At 56.9% G+C, this 19,155-nt stretch carries 17 protein-coding genes; all 17 read left to right on the top strand.

The window, feature by feature from the left end; translation table 11 throughout:
* The first annotated feature begins 63 nt into the window (after positions 1–63).
* The 17 genes from ACQE3E_RS18445 to fdxB all read left to right on the top strand — a co-directional run bounded on the left by ACQE3E_RS18445 (position 64) and on the right by fdxB (position 19,144).
* Positions 64–852 (top strand): hypothetical protein, encoded by a 789-nt coding sequence (locus ACQE3E_RS18445; protein WP_427500927.1) that lies wholly within the window; start codon positions 64–66, stop codon positions 850–852.
* 719 nt (positions 853–1,571) lie between these two features.
* A complete protein-coding gene (locus ACQE3E_RS18440) occupies positions 1,572–2,597 on the top strand; it encodes an HlyD family efflux transporter periplasmic adaptor subunit (protein WP_064026699.1) in 1,026 nt (341 codons plus the stop codon).
* Positions 2,594–4,345 (top strand): ATP-binding cassette domain-containing protein, encoded by a 1,752-nt coding sequence (locus tag ACQE3E_RS18435; protein ID WP_427500926.1) that lies wholly within the window; start codon positions 2,594–2,596, stop codon positions 4,343–4,345. The genes ACQE3E_RS18440 and ACQE3E_RS18435 overlap by 4 nt, the downstream gene beginning before the upstream one ends.
* Positions 4,342–5,463: an ABC transporter permease gene (locus ACQE3E_RS18430; RefSeq protein WP_427500925.1), complete on the top strand. Its 1,122-nt coding sequence runs from the start codon at positions 4,342–4,344 to the stop codon at positions 5,461–5,463. The genes ACQE3E_RS18435 and ACQE3E_RS18430 overlap by 4 nt, the downstream gene beginning before the upstream one ends.
* A 3-nt stretch (positions 5,464–5,466) precedes the next feature.
* The gene (locus ACQE3E_RS18425; protein ID WP_427500924.1) at positions 5,467–6,579 is read left to right on the top strand and encodes an ABC transporter permease; all 1,113 of its coding nucleotides are present in this window, start codon (positions 5,467–5,469) and stop codon (positions 6,577–6,579) included.
* Positions 6,580–6,898: 319 nt separating this feature from the next.
* Positions 6,899–7,363, top strand: a complete 465-nt coding sequence (locus tag ACQE3E_RS18420; RefSeq protein ID WP_427500923.1) for a hypothetical protein — start codon at positions 6,899–6,901, stop codon at positions 7,361–7,363.
* A 127-nt stretch (positions 7,364–7,490) separates the two neighbouring features.
* Positions 7,491–7,967 carry a HEPN domain-containing protein gene (locus ACQE3E_RS18415; RefSeq protein ID WP_071160498.1) on the top strand — a complete coding sequence of 159 codons (477 nt, stop codon included), beginning with the start codon at positions 7,491–7,493 and terminating at the stop codon, positions 7,965–7,967.
* A gap of 352 nt (positions 7,968–8,319) precedes the next feature.
* Entirely contained in the window at positions 8,320–10,467 is a 2,148-nt protein-coding gene (locus ACQE3E_RS18410) for a type I secretion system permease/ATPase (RefSeq protein WP_427500922.1), read from the top strand.
* Positions 10,464–11,822: an HlyD family type I secretion periplasmic adaptor subunit gene (locus ACQE3E_RS18405; RefSeq protein ID WP_427500921.1), complete on the top strand. Its 1,359-nt coding sequence runs from the start codon at positions 10,464–10,466 to the stop codon at positions 11,820–11,822. Before ACQE3E_RS18410 ends, ACQE3E_RS18405 begins: the two co-directional genes overlap by 4 nt.
* 17 nt (positions 11,823–11,839) lie before the next feature.
* A complete protein-coding gene (locus ACQE3E_RS18400; RefSeq protein WP_064029655.1) occupies positions 11,840–12,481 on the top strand; it encodes a response regulator transcription factor in 642 nt (213 codons plus the stop codon).
* A gap of 2 nt (positions 12,482–12,483) precedes the next feature.
* The gene (locus ACQE3E_RS18395) at positions 12,484–13,812 is read left to right on the top strand and encodes a TolC family outer membrane protein (RefSeq protein ID WP_071160495.1); all 1,329 of its coding nucleotides are present in this window, start codon (positions 12,484–12,486) and stop codon (positions 13,810–13,812) included.
* 886 nt (positions 13,813–14,698) lie between these two features.
* The gene (gene nifE, locus ACQE3E_RS18390; protein ID WP_064029651.1) at positions 14,699–16,141 is read left to right on the top strand and encodes a nitrogenase iron-molybdenum cofactor biosynthesis protein NifE; all 1,443 of its coding nucleotides are present in this window, start codon (positions 14,699–14,701) and stop codon (positions 16,139–16,141) included.
* A gap of 47 nt (positions 16,142–16,188) precedes the next feature.
* Positions 16,189–17,586: a nitrogenase iron-molybdenum cofactor biosynthesis protein NifN gene (gene nifN, locus ACQE3E_RS18385; protein WP_064029649.1), complete on the top strand. Its 1,398-nt coding sequence runs from the start codon at positions 16,189–16,191 to the stop codon at positions 17,584–17,586.
* Between the two features lie 44 nt (positions 17,587–17,630).
* Entirely contained in the window at positions 17,631–18,062 is a 432-nt protein-coding gene (gene nifX, locus ACQE3E_RS18380; RefSeq protein WP_082885565.1) for a nitrogen fixation protein NifX, read from the top strand.
* Between the two features lie 66 nt (positions 18,063–18,128).
* Positions 18,129–18,602 (top strand): NifX-associated nitrogen fixation protein, encoded by a 474-nt coding sequence (locus ACQE3E_RS18375; protein ID WP_064029646.1) that lies wholly within the window; start codon positions 18,129–18,131, stop codon positions 18,600–18,602.
* A gap of 9 nt (positions 18,603–18,611) precedes the next feature.
* Positions 18,612–18,821: a CCE_0567 family metalloprotein gene (locus ACQE3E_RS18370; RefSeq protein ID WP_064029644.1), complete on the top strand. Its 210-nt coding sequence runs from the start codon at positions 18,612–18,614 to the stop codon at positions 18,819–18,821.
* Positions 18,822–18,838: 17 nt separating this feature from the next.
* Positions 18,839–19,144, top strand: coding sequence for a ferredoxin III, nif-specific (gene fdxB / locus ACQE3E_RS18365; RefSeq protein WP_064029672.1), 306 nt, complete (start codon positions 18,839–18,841; stop codon positions 19,142–19,144).
* Positions 19,145–19,155: the final 11 nt, after the last annotated feature.

Genomic DNA, 19,155 nt, shown 5'->3' with positions numbered 1-19,155 from the left:
GAGCTGCTTTCGAAATGACTGTTACTCAAAACGGCAGTTTTTCAGAGGTTCCCTAATAAACAGTTGGCTTATACTTATTTTCTTGGTAAGAGTAATTCCGATATAACAATGTCATGGGGGGTTGATGGCAACCAGATTGATTATAAGTTGAATGACGTAGTCGAAATAAAGGCTGGTGGCATTCCTGGTGGGATTATTTCTGGTGATTTTTTTTATATTAAAGTTGGTTCTGATTCTAAATTGTCAATTTGGGTGGGTCGTGAAAAATTGACTACCAATTGGAGGCTTCCGGAAAATATTCTTTTTAGTCAAAGCGATAATGTTATTGCTTATGTTAATTCAAATAATATGCTGGTATTAAGTTCAAGAGACAATAAGCAAAGAAGTACCGCTGAAGAGCTGGGGAAAAGTACTTACTATGTTTTCAACAAACGTTCCTCTAAATGGAAGATTATTGGTTTTCCGGGAGGGAGAACAGAGGTGCGAGGTTTGAATGAGTGGCTTGTGGGCTATGTGGCAGATATAGCTAGGAAAACACAAAGTCCTGGATCTGATAGAAGAAGAAAACATATGGCAGAAACCGGCACGCCGATCGATTGGCGATTTGATAGCGCTAATGTTTTTTTCTCGGGAATTTTAATGTTGCACAATATCAATACAGGCAAAGAATATAAAATAATTACTAGTCAAGGGGGTAGTGAAATTCTCTGGGTAAACGATTCATATGTCTACTATAGAGTTAACGATGAGCTAATAAAGGCTAGAATTCTCGATCAGACAATCGACACAGGTCAAGTTTTAGCTAAGGAGGATTTTATAGCGGATATTCATTGGGCTTTTGAAGGTCGATAGAATGAGTTTCGCATCGTTACGCTCGCCTCCATGTTTCCGCGATGCATGCATCGGAAATAACTGATTTGTATAGCCGAAAACGACGGATAAGCGCTTAGCAATAAGTCAGCGAGCGCGATTGACACCTCTAGGAGCGCATGAATTGGTAATAAACACAATAGATGTGAACTTTTGCAAGGTGCTTATCAGGTGGTAATTTTGTCAGACCATTTGCATTCGATACGGACATTACCCGAGTCCGACGATGATTTTGGTTTGTGCCGACACCAAATATAATCTGCATTTATATGACGATTGTAATAAATGGTCGAAATCAAATTAGGCGGACACAAAAAGCAAACGTAGATTTTGCCGGCGGCGCTTGCTTCGACAAATTCGGTACTGGTTTGGGCGTGTGGCATTCGGTACTCGTGGCGTTACTGCTGGGAATGGTAGGGCAAAGGCCAGCGATTGCCAACGGCTTGGATCAAAACTGCGTCGTCAATATCCTCAACCGAACCGTGCAAGTTGGCAAGGATGGCGGATGGTCGATGCCGAGCGTACAGTCAACTCGGCCGGTCCCCTCGGCGCCGGTGCGTTGGGGGAGGTAAGTCATTGGCGGGCGGCGAGTCCGTTCAGTATACTGAGACCGTCGTCGGCTGGGGCCGACGGCGGCGGCATCGGGAAGGGGCCGCCTTTAATCGTCCCAGGACGGATTTAACCAGACCGGGAAGGACACCATGTCCAGTCTACGCATCGCGGCGTTCGCCACTCTCGCGGCGGCCGGTATCGCCGCCGCAGGGTTTCATTGGCGGCATTCCGAATCGCCGCCCACCCAGCTCAAGCTTTACGGCAATATCGATATTCGCCAAGTCGAACTCAGCTTCCATGATTCCGAACACGTCGCGCAAATTCAGGTGCAAGAGGGCGAGAGGGTCAAGCGCGGCCAATTGTTGGCGGTGCAGACCCTGGAACGTTTCCAGTATGCCTGGGATGCGGCGCAAGCCCGAGTCGAGGTCCAGCGCCACGTGGTCGATAAGGCCTTGAACGGCTCGCGGCCGCAGGAAATCGGTAAGGCCGGCAATGACGTCAAGGGCGCCGAAGCGGCATTGGTATTGGCCAAGAAGGAATTGGAGCGCATGCGCAATTTGGCGGAACGCAAATTGACCTCGGTGGAGTCGGTCGATCAAGCCAAGGCCGCCTACGACGGTGCCCGCGAGACCTTGCAAGCCCTGAAGGAACAATACCAGTTGACCGCGATCGGCCCGCGCCGCGAGGACATTCAAGCCGCCCAAGCTCAACTTCGAGTCGACGAAGCCGAATTGCTGTTGGCCAAGAAATCCTGGGAAGACGCTCATCTCTACGCGCCGGCCGACGCCGTTGTGCAAAACCGGATTCTCGAACCCGGCGACATGGCCAACGCCCAGACGCCGGTGCTGACGCTGGCCCTGACCGAGCCGCTGTGGGCCAGAGCTTACGCGGCCGAGACCGATCTCGGTAAATTGCGCCACGGCCTGCCGGCCCGCATCGTCAGCGACAGTTTTCCCGACCGGCATTACGCCGGTTGGGTCGGATATATCTCGCCGACCGCCGAATTCACGCCCAAGTCGGTCGAGACTAGCGAGTTGCGGACCAGTCTGGTCTACCAAGTGCGGGTTTACGTCTGCAATGCCCAAGATCAACTGCGCTTGGGTATGCCGGTCAGCGTCGAGATCGATGTCGACGCTCCGCCGGCCGGACAGCCGGGCTGCGCCGAGCGGCCGTGATCTCGCCGACGAACGCCCCGGCGCTGCGGTTCCAAGGCGTCGATAAATCGTTCCGGGCCGGCGGCCGCGAAGTGGCGGCCTTGCGCCGGATCGATTTCGAATTGCCCGGCGGCGGCATCACCGCGCTGGTCGGGCCGGACGGCGCGGGCAAGACCACCTTGTTGCGTCTGGCCGCCGGTTTGTTGCTGCCGGAAGCCGGCAGCGTCGAAAGCTTTGGTAACGACACCGCGACGGCCGGGCCGCTGTTGCACGCCACCACCGGTTACATGCCGCAGCGTTTCGGTTTGTACGAAGATCTGAGTCTGCGCGAGAACCTGACGCTGTATGCCGATCTGCACGGTATCGCCCAGGCCGACCGACCCGAGCGCTTTGCCGAATTGCTGGCGATGACCGGACTCGGCAAATTCGAAAGCCGCTTGGCCGGACGCTTGTCCGGCGGCATGAAACAAAAACTGGGTTTGGCTTGCACCTTGCTGAACCGGCCGCGTTTGCTGTTGCTCGACGAACCGTCGGTCGGCGTCGATCCGCTGTCCCGCCGCGAACTGTGGCATATCATCGACGCGCTGGTCAGCGACCACGGTACCACGGTCCTGCTCAGCACCGCCTACATGGACGAAGCCGAGCGCTGCCAACATGTTATCGTACTGGATCATGGTGGAATACTCAGACAGGGCGCGCCGGCCGCGCTGCACGAATTGGTGCGGGGGTGCGGCTATCGTCTAACTAGCGCGGTGTTGTCTAGTCGGCAACTGCGTCAACGCATCGTGGGCCAGCATGGCGTCATCGACGCGGTAGTGCAGGGCGATGCGGTCCGGGCGGTCATGGCGCCGGGTGCCGCGCCGGACTGGGCCGGCTGGTTTACGGCAAGCGACTGCGTGACGGCGCGGTCGGTGCCGGCGCGCTTGGAAGATGCCTTCATTTGGCTATTGACCGAGCGCGACGGCGGCCACGGCGTCGTCGAGAACGTCTGCCCGCTGGCGGTTATCGGCCCAACCGCCGCGCCGGTCATCGAGGTCGAGGCGGTGGATCGCTGGTTCGGCGATTTTCAGGCCGTCAAAAAACTTTCCTTTCAGGTCGGACGCGGCGAAATTTTCGGTTTGCTGGGCGCCAACGGCGCCGGTAAGACCACCACGTTTCGAATGTTGTGCGGCTTGTTGCCGGCCAGCAACGGCAGCCTGAAAGTGGCCGGCGTGGATTTGCGGCGGGCGGCGGCCCAGGCCAGGGGCCGTTTGGGTTATATGTCGCAGAAATTCTCGTTGTACGGGCAATTGTCGGTACGGCAAAACCTGGATTTTTTCAGCCACGCCTATGGCTTGCGGGGCGGCGCGCGCCGGGAACGCATCGCTTGGGCCCTCGGCGAGTTCGGCTTGACCGAGTTTGCCGATACCGACAGTCGCGATTTGGCGCTGGGCTACAAGCAACGCCTGGCGCTGGCTTGCGCGCTGATGCACGAGCCGGAAATCCTGTTTCTCGACGAGCCGACTTCCGGTATCGATCCGTTGGCCCGCCGCGAATTTTGGGCGCGTATCAACCAACTGGCTGCCGGCGGCGTGACGGTGCTGGTGACCACTCATTTCATGGAAGAGGCGGAATATTGCGACCGCCTACTGATCATGCGCGAGGGCGACATTCTGGCGGCCGGCACGCCGGCGCAAATCGTCCGGGCCGGCGGAAGCGAAGCGGCCTCGAACATGGAAGAAGCGTTTATACGCTTGGTGGAAGCGGCCGGCGGCGGAGGGACGGCATGACGGCGACCCGGCAACGGCTGATCGGTTTGATCCGCAAGGAGTTCCTGCAGGTCTGGCGCGATCCCAGTAGCCTGGCGATCGCCTTCGTGATGCCGGTGTTCTTGCTGCTGTTGTTCGGCTACGGCGTGTCGCTGGACGCCAAGCGGGTGCCGATCGGTTTGGTAGTCGCCGCCCCAAGCGCCGAGACCGCCGCGCTGACCGCCGGATTCGAGCAGTCCGAGTATTTTCGCAGTCGTTATTTTCCGGATATGCCGGCCGCCGCCGCTGCGTTGCAGGCAGGCGAAATCAATGCCATCGTCAACTTGCAGGACGACTTCGACCGGCGCTTGCACGGTAACGAACCGGCGCCGATACAATTGATTCTGGACGGCGTCGATGCCAATACCGCCCGGCTGGTCAGCGGTTACGTGCTCGGCGTTTGGGACCGCTGGCTGAACGCGCGCGCCGAAAGCCGCGGCTTGCGGGCGGTACGGCCGGTGCAATTACGGAATCGGGTTTGGTACAACAGTGCGCTGCGCAGCCGGAATTTTTTGGTGCCGGGCTTGATCGCGGTGATCATGACCTTGATCGGGGCCTTGCTGACCGCGCTGGTGGTGGCGCGGGAATGGGAGCGCGGCACGATGGAGGCCTTGATCGCCACGCCGGTCAGCGTTCGCCAGGTTTTGCTCGGCAAACTGATACCGTATTATTTGCTAGGCATGGGCGGCATGCTGCTTTCGATCGCGATGGCGGTGTGGCTGTTCGAAGTGCCGCTGATCGGTTCGTTGTGGGTGTTGCTGGTGTGCGGCTCGTTGTTCCTGCTGGCGGCCTTGGGCATGGGCTTGGTGATTTCGATTGCCGCGAAAAACCAGTTTGTCGCCGGCCAGATCGCCATCATCATCACCTTTTTGCCGGCGTTTTTGTTGTCAGGCTTCATCTTTAACATCGATAGTATGCCGACCGTCGTCCAGTGGGCGACGTATTTGATCGCCGCCCGCTATTTCGTCGCGATCTTGCAGACGGTGTTTCTGGCCGGCAACGTCTGGGACGTCGTCGTCCCCAACGCGCTGGCGCTGGCCTTGATGGCGGCACTGTTCATGGCCCTGGCCTGGTGGCGGGCGCCGCGCCGCTTGGAGTGAGCGATGTTTTGGCGGATTTACGCAATGCTGGTCAAGGAGTTCCTCGATCTGGTCAAGGACAAGAAAAGTCGTTTCGTGTTGATCGCGCCGCCCATCGTGCAATTGTTCGTGTTCGGCTACGCCGCCACTTACGATCTCAACCAAGTGCCGATCGCGGTGTACAACGAAGACGCCGGCATCGCCTCGCGCGAGTTGATCGCCCGCTTCGGCGGCGCGCCGGCGTTTCGGGAGGCGCGGCGCTTGCAGCGCGATGCCGAAGTCGCCGAAGTGCTGGATACCAAGCAAGTGTTGCTGGTGTTGCATATCGGCCGGCATTTCAGCCGCGACCTGCTGAGCGGCCGCCAACCGGCCGACGTGCAAATCCTGCTGGACGGCCGCGATTCGAATACCGCCCAAATTGCCCAAGGCTACGCGCAAAGCGTGATCGCCGATTTCAACCTCGCCTGGGCCAGGGACCACGGTTTGCCGCTGCCGGCCGCGGAATTGCGGACCCGAGCCTGGTTCAATCCCAATCTGGAAAGCCGTTGGTTCATCGTGCCGGGCATCGTCGGTTTGTTGACCCTGGTGGTGACGATGCTGGTGACTTCGCTGTCGGTGGCGCGCGAGCGCGAGCAGGGCACCTTCGACCAGTTATTGGTGACGCCGCTGACGCCCAGGGAAATCGTGGTCGGCAAGGCCGTGCCAGGCTTCTTGATCGGCGTGTTCGAAGCCACCTTCAGCATCGTCATGGTGGTGCTGTGGTTTCGGGTGCCGCTGCTGGGCAGTTTGACGGCCTTGTATATCGGCATCGTGTTCTACGTGTTTGCGATCGTCGGCGTCGGCCTGATGATTTCCTCGCTGTCGACGACTCAGCAGCAAGGCTTGCTGGGCGGCTTTCTAGTCATCGTGCCGGCGGTGATCCTGTCCGGCTATGCCACGCCGATCGCCAACATGCCGGAAGCCGTGCAAACCCTGACCTTGCTCAATCCGCTACGCTACTTTCTGGTCATCGTCCGCGGGGTATTCCTGCAAGGCCTGGACAGCCCGGCGCTGCTGCATCAATACTGGCCGATGGCCTTGATCGGCTTGGCCTCGCTAAGCTGCGCGGGTTGGTTGTTCCGCAAGCGGATGTATTGAGGGGGCGTCTGATCGTTTAAACCTGGCCTTGGCATTGAATGGGGTGCCTGGCGAGTACTTGAAGTTTGAATAAGGAACAGGATTGTAGCCGTTGATGTTTTCGAATAACCAATAGCGCTCGGTGAATGGGAGTCTAGTGTTGACAGTTAATAACTGTAATCGACCCTAAGCAGGTCAATGACGATGAAATTGAATAGACAAAAAATGCAGATAAGCTGCCTTCAATTGTGAAATTAGCTTGCCAAATCGCTCGTTTCGAAGTCAACATTTCTCCGGTTATGCTATCGCTAATCGGAGCTCGATTAATTAGAGGTTCACCATGGCACGACGGAAGGAGCTCAAAAACATCGCATCCGGGTTATATGGTTCGTTCATAAGCCGCAACAACGATGTAGGTGGCTATTGGGGTATTGGAAAACTTTGTCTTCTTGCGCAACAGAGTGGTGTTCAAATAGTTCGCCTTGATCTCCTTACGAAATCAATATTCCCAGCAAGTTCAGAGTTTTCAAAACTGGTTTCCGGCTACAGCTCAATCCTAAATAAGCATCTTTCTGCGAAGGGCATTCCGGAAAACTGGTTAGCCTCCGCGACCATTGAGCTCGATTTCAAGCCTGAGCACCCTTCCGGAAAGCACATTCCAATTGCAACGTGGGGTAGTCTATTCAAGCTTGTGGTGAACATTTCAGACGACATGAAGAAAAATCATACTGTTTCCGGCTACAGTTTTTGCGGGCCACATAATCCGAGAAAGGAAGCCAAAAGTGCAGGTACGGAACGCTTCTAATTCTGCGCCCAACCTCGCTCCTTTCAGTTGCTGGATGCAGCGGGATAAAGCTGCGCAGAGCCGGTTAGCTCCACTACATGGTATCCCTATCTATGCAAGGACTTTGTTTGTCGTTTAGGCGATACGGATGACTGATGAAAAATGCACGTTTCACTTAGCTTCATTTAGAGTGCCGTCGAAAAATCCGGACTCCGACGCCTTAGATGACATGGTCGCTACGGCAAACCAGTTTAGGGACGCGTCGATTAGGTGCTTTAACTCAACCGTTCCAATTGCTGAGCAGAACCAGCTGTTAGTGTTTCCCCATGTCGTTTGTGGGTGTTTTGCTTGTGAAATGTATCTGAAATTTCTGTTAAAGAAGGATGGCAAAAAAGCTCCAAGAAATCACTCTCTGATCGAATTATGGGCTATGCAGTCAGACATAATTAAAAATGGATTTCAAGCTAAGTATTTAACAACAAACATCGATGATTTAATAAGATCCATATCCGATCATTTTATTAAAATCAGGTATAACCACGAGATGCAAATGGAGACCGTTCATTTTGGTGAAGATAAACTTGCCATGATTCTTCCGTACCTCTCTGATGTTTGTAATAAATAAAGATGCAAAATGGGCCTAATTTAGGTGGTGCAGACGGAGCTCGCAATAAAACGCGTAGTCCAAAAACGGGGTCAGGTCTTGCAATAGAGCCTCCCTCAGTTAATATGAAATGCTGGTAATCATTGAATTACGGTCACTGATCGTCAGAATTCAGTCGTTCGAACTCCATGTCTCTGGCGCCGGTGTGCTTTTCGGTGCTTTCCACTAGCGGCCTGCCGGCGTCAAGCTTGCTACCTATCAGAGACCATTAAGCCCCAGCGACTGGCGATTTTCTCCGCCGCGCGCCAACTAGCCTATAATTGCCGACCAAACCGTCGATACCGTCACTTATTCAACCATTTTTCCCGCCTTCATGCTCGACCACCTAACGATAGCCGGAACCCAGGACACCGGTTTCGACGATCCGTTGCTGGCCGCCTTATTGGCAGTTTGCCGGCACCTGCATATTTCGCAAACCCCGGCGGCGTTGACCGCGGGACTCCCCTTGGTCGATCACAAACTGACGCCGGCGCTGTTCGGGCGGGCCGCCGAGCGGGCCGGCATGTCGGCGCGCTTGCTGCGCCGGCCGCTGGCCGACATTCCGGCCTTGAGTTTGCCGGCGGTACTGTTGCTGCGCGACGGTCACGCCTGCGTGTTGATCGGCAAGGATGGGACGAACTGCCGCATCGCCGTGTCTGAAACCGGCGGCGAGAAGACGCTGCCCAGCACCGAACTGGAGAATCTGTATGCCGGCCGGGCTTTCTTCGTTCGAGTCAATCACCGCTTCGATGCCAGAACCGCCGATCTCGGCGCGGCACGGTCCGGCCATTGGATACGCAATGTGGTCTACGCGGCTTGGCCGATCTACGCCGAGGTGTTGGCCGCGTCGTTGCTGATCAATTTGTTCGCGTTGGCGGCGCCGTTGTTCTTCATGAATGTTTACGATCGGGTGGTGCCGAATCACGCGCTGGAAACGCTATGGGTGCTGGCGCTCGGGGTGTTGATCGTGTTCGGCTTCGAGTTGGCGATGAAGCTGTTGCGCGGCTACTTTATAGACGCCGCCGGCAAGCGCGCCGACATCGTGTTGTCGGCCGGCATCTTCGAAAAATTGTTGAACATTCGCCTGGAAGCTCGCCCGGCCTCGGCCGGCGCATTCGCTAACCGCTTGCACGAATTCGAGGCCTTCCGCGAGTTTTTGACGTCGGCCACCTTGGTGACCTTGGTCGATCTGCCGTTTTTGCTGCTGTTCGTATTGATTGTGTACAGCATTGCCGGCCCACTAGCCTGGATTCCGTTGGCGATATTGCCGCTGGCGGTATTGGCCGGCATCGCCTTGCAGGCGCCGTTGCGGCAAACCGTCGATACGATGTTTCGCTACGCCGCGGAGAACCAGGCGACCTTGATCGAAGCCCTGACTAATTTGGAAAACGTTAAAACCACCGGCGCGGCCAGCCAGTTGCAACGGCGTTGGGAAAACAATATCGGCGAATTGGCGCGGCTGGGTTTGAAGTCCCGGTTGTACACCAGCTTGACCGTCAATTTGACTGCGTTCTTTCAACAACTGGCGGCGGTGCTGTTGGTCGTGGCCGGGGTTTACCGGATCGGCGACGGCGACTTGACCACCGGCGGCCTGGTGGCGTGCACGATGCTGGCCGGCCGGGCCTTGGCGCCGGTCGGTCAGGTCGCGGCCTTGCTGACCCGCTATCATCAGGCGCGGATGGCCCTGGCCTCGGTGCGGCGGATGATGGACCTGCCGGTGGAACGCGAGGCCGGTAAGGATTATCTGCACCGGCCGCGTCTGGCCGGCGAGGTGGAGTTTCGCGGAGTCGGCTTCAGCTATCCCGGCCAGCCGGTGCCGGCCCTGGACAATGTGTCGTTCAAGATTCGGGCCGGCGAGCGGGTCGGCGTGATCGGGCGGATAGGCTCCGGCAAAAGTACGCTGGAGAAATTGATTCTGGCGCTGTACCAGCCGCAACAAGGCGCGATTTTGTTGGACGGTTGTGATAGTCGCCAGCTCGATCCCGCCGAATTGCGTCGCCAAATCGGCTACGTGCCGCAGGATAACGCGTTGATGTTCGGCAGCGTCCGCGACAACATCGTATTCGGCGCCGGGTACGTCGACGACGCGGCGATGCTGCGGGCGGCGGAGTTGGCCGGCGTCGCGCAGTTTACCGCCCGCCATCCGCTCGGTTTCGACATGCCGGTCGGCGAGCGCGGCGCCGGTTTGTCGGGCGGTCAACGCCAAAGCATCGTGCTGGCCAGGGCCTTGCTGTTGCAGCCGGCGTTGTTGGTGCTGGACGAGCCGACCAACGCGATGGACAACAGCAGCGAGGAAGCCTTCAAGCAGCGCTTCGCGGCGCAATTGTCCGATCAGACCCTGATCCTAGTGACCCACAAAGCTTCGCTGTTGAGTCTGGTGGACCGGGTCATCGTCATGGACGGCGGCCATATCGTCGCCGACGGGCCGAAAGACCACGTGTTGGAAGCCTTGCGGCAAGGCCAGATCAAGGTGGCCGGATGAAAAAAACTTTGGGTGCTTGGCTGGCCGACTACCGCTATCGCAGCGAGGACCGCCGCGATTTCGACATCGCCGACGGCAGCGCGCTGTACGAATTGCCGATCCAAAGTCATTTGATTTTGCTGACCACGCTGGTCTTCGTGGTCGTCGCGCTGGTCTGGGCCAATTTCGCGACGTTGGATGAAGTGACGCGCGGTCAAGGCAAGACGATACCGTCCAGCCAGATCCAGGTCGTACAAAATCTGGAAGGCGGCATCGTCTCGGAAATCCTGGTGCGCGAGGGGGATAGCGTCGAAAAAGATCAAGTCTTGCTGCAACTGGACCGGGTGCGTTTTGCCTCGTCGTTTCAGGAAGCCAAGCTGAAGTATTACGAGCTACTGGCCAATACCGCCCGCTTGAACGCCGAAATCAACGGCGGCGCGTTGCAATTGCCGGACGAAGTAGTCAAGCAGGCGCCGCAAATCGCCGACAATGTCCGGCAGTTGTTGGCTTCCCGCCAACACGAACTGAAGTCGAACACCGATATTCTCAGCGAGCAGATTCGCCAGCGCGAACAGGAAATCGTCGAGTTGCAGTCCAAGAGCGAGCAACTCGGACGTAGCTATAAAATGCTGCAGGACGAGGTGAAAATGTCCGAACCGCTGGTGGCCGACGGCGCGATGTCGCAAGTCGAATTGTTGCGGCTGCAGCGGGCCGCCAACGATTTGCGCGGCGAATTGAATTCGGCCAATCTGGCGATGCCGCGCGCGCGTTCGGCGCTGGACGAAGCCCGCAACAAACTTTCCGAAATCAAGGCGCGCTTTCGGACCGAGGCCTTGAAGGAATTGAACGAGACCAAGGCCGAGTTGGATCGCACCAGCGCTTCCGCCGTTGCGCTGGAAGACCGGGTCAGCCGGACGCGGGTGTTGTCGCCGGTCAAGGGCACCGTCAAGCGCATCAAGATCAATACGGTCGGCGGCGTAATTCAGCCGGGTATGGATTTGTTGGAAATCGTGCCGGTCGAGGATCAGTTGCTGATCGAGGCCAAAATCCGCCCGGCCGACATCGCTTTTCTTCACCCCGGACAGCAAGCTGTGGTAAAACTAACCGCGTACGACTATTCGATATACGGCGGTTTGGACGCAGTGTTGGAGCATATTAGCGCCGACAGTATTCCCGGCGAAAAAAAGGATGAGGACAGCTATTACCTGATCCGCCTGCGCACCGCCACGAACACTTTGCAAAACCGAGGGGAACGCTTGCAGATCATTGCCGGCATGACCGCCGAGGTCGATATATTGACCGGCAAGAAAACCGTGCTCGAATACCTGATGAAGCCGATATTCAAGGCCAGGGATAGGGCGTTGAGAGAACGATAATTACAAACGGCATATCCGTGGCTAACCTATTGATTTGTTCTAATAATCCCCAGTTGACCGCGCAATGGAACCACGCGTTGATTTCGGAATACACGGTCAGTATGTTGCACAATCCCAAGACCGAATTCACCGCCGACGCGGTCATTCTGGACGCTAAGAAGCTGGACGACGATGCCAGTCTGATGGCGTTGTTTTCCAACCGCCATACCCGTTTTCTAGTGATGGGCTGCGATTGGCCGGATAGCCGGCAAATCGAAGTGTTGATCAACGGCGCGGCCGGTTACTGCGATCAATCCGAATCCGCCGAATTATTGAAGCGGGCCGTCGCCTGCATTCTGGACGGCGACATCTGGATACGCCGCGCCCTGGTCCCCAAGGTGATCGGGGCGTTGACCCGCGCCAGACAAACTCAAACAGTGAAAAATCGTTACGACGCCGAGCAGAAACTGCAGCAGATCGCCGGCTTGTCGGCGCGCGAGCTCGAAGTCGCCAATCTGATCCGCCAGGGCGAAAACAATAAACGTATCGCGCTGGCGCTGAATATTTCAGAGCGCACAGTCAAGGCGCATTTATCGTCGATATTCCGCAAATTGGGTGTCGACGATCGCTTGCATCTGGCCATATTGTTAAAAGAAACCGACCAATATCAAAGAGGATAGGCATGAAATCGACGACCGGATGGGGTGTAAGCATCGCGATACAACTAGCGTTTGCGACCGACGGCTACGCGGTAACGTTACAGGATTCGATCCAGAAAGTGCTGGACGACAACCCGAAGATCCAGGCGGCCAAATCCGAACGCCGGGCGGTCGAGGAAGAAATTGGCCAAGCCAAGGCCGGTTACTTTCCGACCGTGGACGCCACGGCCGGCATCGGTTGGGAAGAGTCGAACAATCCGACCACCCGTACCCGAGGCGACGGCTCGGTGTTTTATCATCGCGAGGAAGGCGCCATCCAGGTCCGGCAAATGTTGTTCGACGGTCTGGCTACTCCCAACGAAGTCGAGCGCCAGGAAAAACGTACCGATTCGCGCGCCTACACCGTGTTCGGCCAGTCCGAGATCACCGCGCTGGACGGCGTCGAAGCCTACCTGAAAGTGTTGCGCCGTCAGGAGTTACTGAATCTAGCCAAGGACAACCTGCAACTGCATTTGCGCACCAACGAGCAAATCAAATTGCGTAGCGAGCGCGGCGTCGGCAAGCGGGCCGACGTCGATCAATCGATGGGCCGGGTGGCTTTGGCCGAGAAGAACGTCTGGTCCGAGACCGGTAACCTGAAAGACGCCGAAACCGGCTTTCAACGGGTGATCGGCATCTTGCCGGACGCGGTCGAACCGGTCGCCGCGCCGACCGCCGCGTTGCCGGCGACGATGGAACAAGCCATCGACGAAGCGCTGGCCGACCATCCGATTCTGAAGTCGGCGAATTCGGACGTGGAATCGGCCTTCGCCCAGCACGAAACCGCCAAGGCACCGTACTTTCCGCGTTTCGATATCGAAACCGGCGTCAGCCACAATTACAACTTGGACGGTATCCGCGGCACCAACTCGGACATGACCGCGATGTTGCGGATGCGTTACAATCTGTTCAACGGCGGCAAGGACATCGCCCGCCGTGAGCAGACCGCGCAATTGATCAATCAGGCCAAGGACATCCGCGACAACACCCATCGCCAAGTGGTCGAAAGTATGCGTTTGTCCTGGGTGGCTTACCAGACCGTGAAAAGCCAGATGGAGTTCTACAAACAACACGCAGACTCGGCCGAAAAAACCATCACCGCCTACCAACAGCAGTTCAATATCGGTCAGCGCACCTTGTTGGACTTGCTGGATACCTACAACGAGATGTACGTTGCCAAGAGCTCGTTGATTAACGCCAAATACGACGAGTTATTCTCGCAGTACCGAATTTTGGCGAGCAAGGGCCAATTGAATAAGCATTTGGGTACCAAATTGCCGGAAGAGATTCAGCCCATCAGTTCGGCGGATTAGAGAACGCGATGCGCGGGTTTCTAGAGTTGGCGACATATAGATGATGCGGATACATGTCGATCGATGATAGGTTGAAGTCCATAGCTGGTTAATAGCTTGTAGAGGGGCGCAATCCTAACCGTGTAGCGATGCCGGCCCTTTAATAGTAGTTCTGAAAGATCCGCATCAGTTTGGGCATTCCGATAGCAGTCGCCCTATCGGATCGCCAAACACACGGTTTTCAACAATGCGTGGGCGACGGCGAAGATAGTGCGCTTTCGCCCGTGTCGAATCAATAGTGATCTCCTGAAAAAAGTTGTTTTGAATCATTGCGATAAATGGTTGCGGCTTTTTACGTCATCGGTTCCTGAGTGTTCCAGCGTGAACAGCGCGGTAGTAAGCCTTTTGCTCAGGACCAATAGCCGATACAGCGCTGTTGGATCTTGACGACGCTGTTCCGTATCTCCGTACCAATACTTAGCAATACGACAACGACCAGTCCGATGTCGAGCGGCCGGTCGGATAGGTTTTCGAACCGAACATGAGCAAGTTCAATGCTTCGCGCCGCCGTTGCCTATTTTCAACATTTAACGGGCTGTCCGAGTTGGTAAGCGTCGAATCGAGTAGGGGCGCAAAAGCCATGGACTTCAGTAGGCCGGTCGCACTGGATTGCGCGGGTAGCGTTAAGCGTTAGAGTTAGCGAGAGGCTGGCGGCTACGGGGCGTTCGACAAAGTCCAGCCGAATCGCCGGGCGGAACGACCGAGTATCCGACAAATGTTTGTCGCCCGCGCTTAGTGGTTTGTCGGTTTTCCTACAAAAAGCTTGTCCGGGAATCGCTGGAAAATCATCGGGTTATTGCTTGGCACGCCGGTTGCAAGTTGATAAGCAAAAACTTGGGGTCGTGTCATGAAAACGAATAAAGACATTGCGGAATTATTGGACGAACCGGCTTGCGAACACAACAAGAAGGAGAAATCCGGTTGTGCCAAGCCTAAACCCGGCTCCGCCGCGGGCGGTTGTGCGTTTGACGGTGCCCAGATTGCGTTGTTGCCTATCGCCGATGTCGCCCATATTGTCCACGGGCCGATTGCCTGCGCCGGCAGCTCTTGGGATAACCGCGGGACCCGGTCGTCGGGGCCGGACTTATACCGGATCGGCATGACCACCGATTTGACCGAACAGGATATCGTGATGGGCCGCAGCGAAAAGCGGCTGTTCCACGCGATCAAACAAGCCATCGAGACCTACAATCCGCCGGCGGTGTTCGTCTACAACACCTGCGTACCGGCCTTGGTCGGCGACGACATCAACGCGACCTGCAAGGAAGCCGCGGAGCGGTGGGGCGTGCCGGTGGTACCTATCGATAGCGCCGGTTTCTACGGCACTAAAAATCTGGGCAACCGGATCGCGGCCGATGCGATGCTGAACCATGTGGTCGGCACGCGCGATCCCGATCCATTGCCGCCGGGTACCGAGCGGCCCGGTATCAAGGTTCACGACGTCAATCTGGTCGGCGAATACAACATCGCCGGCGAATTCTGGCATGTACTGCCCTTGCTGGACGAACTGGGCTTGCGGGTGCTGTGCACCTTGTCCGGCGACGCCCGCTTCCGCGAGGTGCAAACCATGCACAAGGCCGAAGTCAACATGATGGTCTGCTCGAAAGCAATGCTGAACGTGGCCCGTCGTATGGAAAAAGATTACAAAACCCCGTGGTTCGAAGGCAGCTTCTACGGCATTACCGATACCAGCCAGTCCTTGCGCGATTTTGCCAAGGTCATCGACGATCCGGATTTGACCGAACGCACCGAGGCGCTGATTGCCCGCGAAGAGGCTCGAATCCGCGCGGCGCTGGCGCCGTGGCGCGAGCGTTTGAAAGGCAAGCGAGTGCTGTTGTTTACCGGCGGCGTCAAGAGCTGGTCGGTGATTTCGGCCTTGCAGGATTTGGGGATGGTCGTGGTCGCGACCGGTACCAAAAAGTCCACCGAGGAAGACAAGGCGCGCATCCGCGAGCTGATGGGCGAAGATACGCTGATGATCGAGGACGGCAGCCCGAAAGCCTTGTTGAAGGTCGTTCACGATTACAAGGCCGATATTCTGATCGCCGGTGGCCGCAATATGTACACCGCGTTGAAAGCCAAAATCCCGTTCCTGGATATCAACCAAGAGCGCGAATTCGGTTATGCCGGTTACGAAGGCATGCTGGAATTGGTTCGCCAGTTGGCGCTGACGTTGGAAAGCCCGGTTTGGGAGTCGGTCAGGGCGCCGATGCCCTGGCGCGTCGGCGCTCTCGCCAAGCCCGTTACCAGCGAAACGGTGGAGCCGGCGTTAAAAATTCAGGCGGCTTAGTCCGATTAGACGGTGTGCGATTGACTCAGGCAACTAGGTAGGCGGCGATGGCGGAAATTCTCAAACGTAAGAAAGCACTCTCGGTCAGTCCGTTAAAGGCCAGCGCGCCAACCGGTGGTTCGTTGGCTTGCCTGGGTTTCGACCGAGCGATTCCGATGCTGCACGGTTCGCAAGGCTGTACCGCATTCGCGAAAGTGTTTTTCGTCCGGCATTTTCGCGAACCGATTCCATTGCAAACCACCGCGATGGACCAAGCCAGCTCGGTGCTGGGCGCCGACGAAAACGTCGTCGAAGGTTTGAAAGCCATCGCCGAGAAATCCAATCCGGCCTTGATCGCGGTGTTGACCACCGGTTTGGCCGAAACCCAGGGTTGCGACGTACAGCGCAACGTGCGCGAATTTCGCGCCAAGTATCCGGAGTACGATCACGTTGCCGTCGTCGCGGTCAATACCCCGGATTTCACTGGTTGCGTCGAGACCGGCTATGCCGCGACGATACACGAGATCGTCAACGCGCTGGTGCCTGATGCCGAAACCGCCGGTACCAAACCCGGCAACCGCCGTCGGCAGGTGAACGTGTTGGTCAGCCACATGCTGACGCCCGGCGACCTGGAAGCCCTGCGCGACACGATAGAGATGTTCGGCTTGCGGCCGGTGCTGGTGCCGGATTTATCCGATTCGCTGGACGGCAGCTTGACCGAAGACGAGTTTTCGCCGGTGACGATAGGCGGTACGCCGGTGTCGGAACTGGCTACGCTGGGCGAGGCCAAGGCCTCGCTGATCATTGGACCTTCCTTGCATAAAGCCGGCGAGTTGCTGCAAGAAAAAACCGGGGTGCCGAGTTACTTTTTCGAACATTTGTACGGCCTGGAAGCCAACGATGCGCTGATCCTGGCGCTGGCCGAAATCAGCGAACAGCCGGTCCCGCAACGGATAGAACGCCAACGTGCTCAATTGCAGGACGCGATGCTGGATACCCATTTCATGCTGGGCCAGCTCAAGGTGGCGATCGCTGCGGATCCCGATTTGCTGAATGCCTGCGTGCATTTGATCAAGGGCATGGGCGGCGACGTGGTCGCGGCGATCAGCCCGGCTAACGCGGCGATTCTGAGCAAAATGCCGGTTAGCAGCGTCAAGATCGGCGACCTGGAAGATCTGGAGCTGACCGCTAGGGAAAACGGCGCGCAGTTGCTGATCGGCAATTCGCACGCGGTCGATAGCGCGGAACGCCTGGGCGTGCCTATCCTGCGCACCGGCTTTCCGTTGTACGACATCATCGGCGGCTATCAAAAAACCTGGATCGGTTATCGCGGCACGCGCCAAGCTTTGTTCGACTTGGCTAACTTGGTGATCAACTTCGCGCACGAAGAGATCGAAGTCTATCACTCGCCGTATTCGCAAAAACCGGAAAACGAACGCCACGCCTGCTCGCCGTCATGTCACTAGCCCGTCGCATGCAGGTTGTGCATACCCCTGAACAGAGGATGCCCATGGAAACCGCGATTAAAGTCGCCTTTGCCACTACCGATATGGTGCACGTCAACCAGCATTTCGGTTCAGCCCGTTCGTTCGCGGTCTACGCGGTCGACCCCGAGCAATCGGAAATGCTGGAAGCCGCGCAGTTCGGCGAACTGGCCCAGGACGGTAACGAGGATAAGTTGTCGGTCAAGATTCAACTGCTGGACGGCTGCGCGGCCGTCTATTGCCAAGCCATCGGCGCCTCGGCGATCAAGCAAATCATCGCCCAGGGCATACAGCCGATCAAAGTCCATGAAGGCAGCACCATCAAGGATTTGATCGGCGATTTGCAGAACGAAATGAAAGCCGGGCCTTCCGCCTGGCTGACCAAGGCCATCAACGCGCACAAGGGGCCGGATGCCGGCCGCTTCGATGCGATGGAAGACGAAGGCTGGGACGAGTAAGCGCTTTAACGAATCGACAAATTGCGGCGGTTCGCCGCCCTAACCAAAACCACTGGAGAACCCACCATGTCTCAACCCGCACTCGTCGTCGAAGCCGGCGACCCTTTGATGAGCTCTGAAATCGTTGTCGAGATGATCAAACAACTCAGAGCAATGGATACCTACGACACCTACGAAGGTTGGTCCGAGGAAAAAATCATCGATCCGCTGATCATGACCAAGGAGCGCAAACGCGAAGTGCCGGTCATCGGCGATCCAGACGAAATTACGCTGGCCCGCGTCAAGGCGTATTACAACGCCATTTCCTCGCTGGTGGAAAAACGTTGCGGTCTGATGGCGGTACCGGTGATCAATATCACCCACGAAGGCTTCGGCCGGGCGCTGGTGTTGGTCGGCAAACTGATCGCGGTCGACAAAGTGTTGCGCGACGTGCATCGCTTCGGCTTCGGCAGTTTGGAAGAGTTGAACGAAAAAACCGAGAAAGTGTTGGAAAAAGCCGTGGCCTTGATCGAGCAATTCAAAGAAGTGGCGGAAGCTTGAGGTGAAATTATGAGTGACGAAGAGATTAAAGCGCTGGAAAAAGAAGTGAAAAAGACCAAACGCCTGGCCAACGAGGCGGCGTCGGTGTTGCATGATCTGATCGAAGACCGTTTGCCGGATGCTTACGGGGAGTTGATGGGCATTGCCCAAACGACGTACGACGCATGTAAGGCTTGGGACGAAGCCAACAAGAAATTTCAAGCCGCCAGTGGCGGATGAGGCTTGAGGAGAGCGATATGAGCGAATTTGTAACCGGCGTAACTTTTGGCGGCAGCGTTTGGACGCCATCTTACGTGACCGATTTGAACCAACGCGACTGCATCGGTTGCGGCCGTTGCTTCAAGGTGTGCCCGCGCGACGTGTTCGATTTGGTGGACCGGGGAGATGTACTGGACGCCGCCGACTTGGAGGACTTCGACGAGGATGACGACAACACGATGGTGATGAGCCTCAAAAATGCCGCCGACTGTATTGGCTGCGAGGCTTGCTCCAAAGTCTGCCCGAAAGCCTGCTTTACCCACGAGCATAAGGCAGCGGCTTAAATGCCGTCCGG

This window comes from Methylomonas sp. MED-D, from assembly GCF_050276835.1.
Taxonomy (GTDB): Bacteria; Pseudomonadota; Gammaproteobacteria; order Methylococcales; family Methylomonadaceae; genus Methylomonas; species Methylomonas koyamae_A.
The sequence above is the reverse complement of the archived record's forward strand: the minus strand, read 5'-3'. Positions and strand labels throughout refer to the sequence as shown.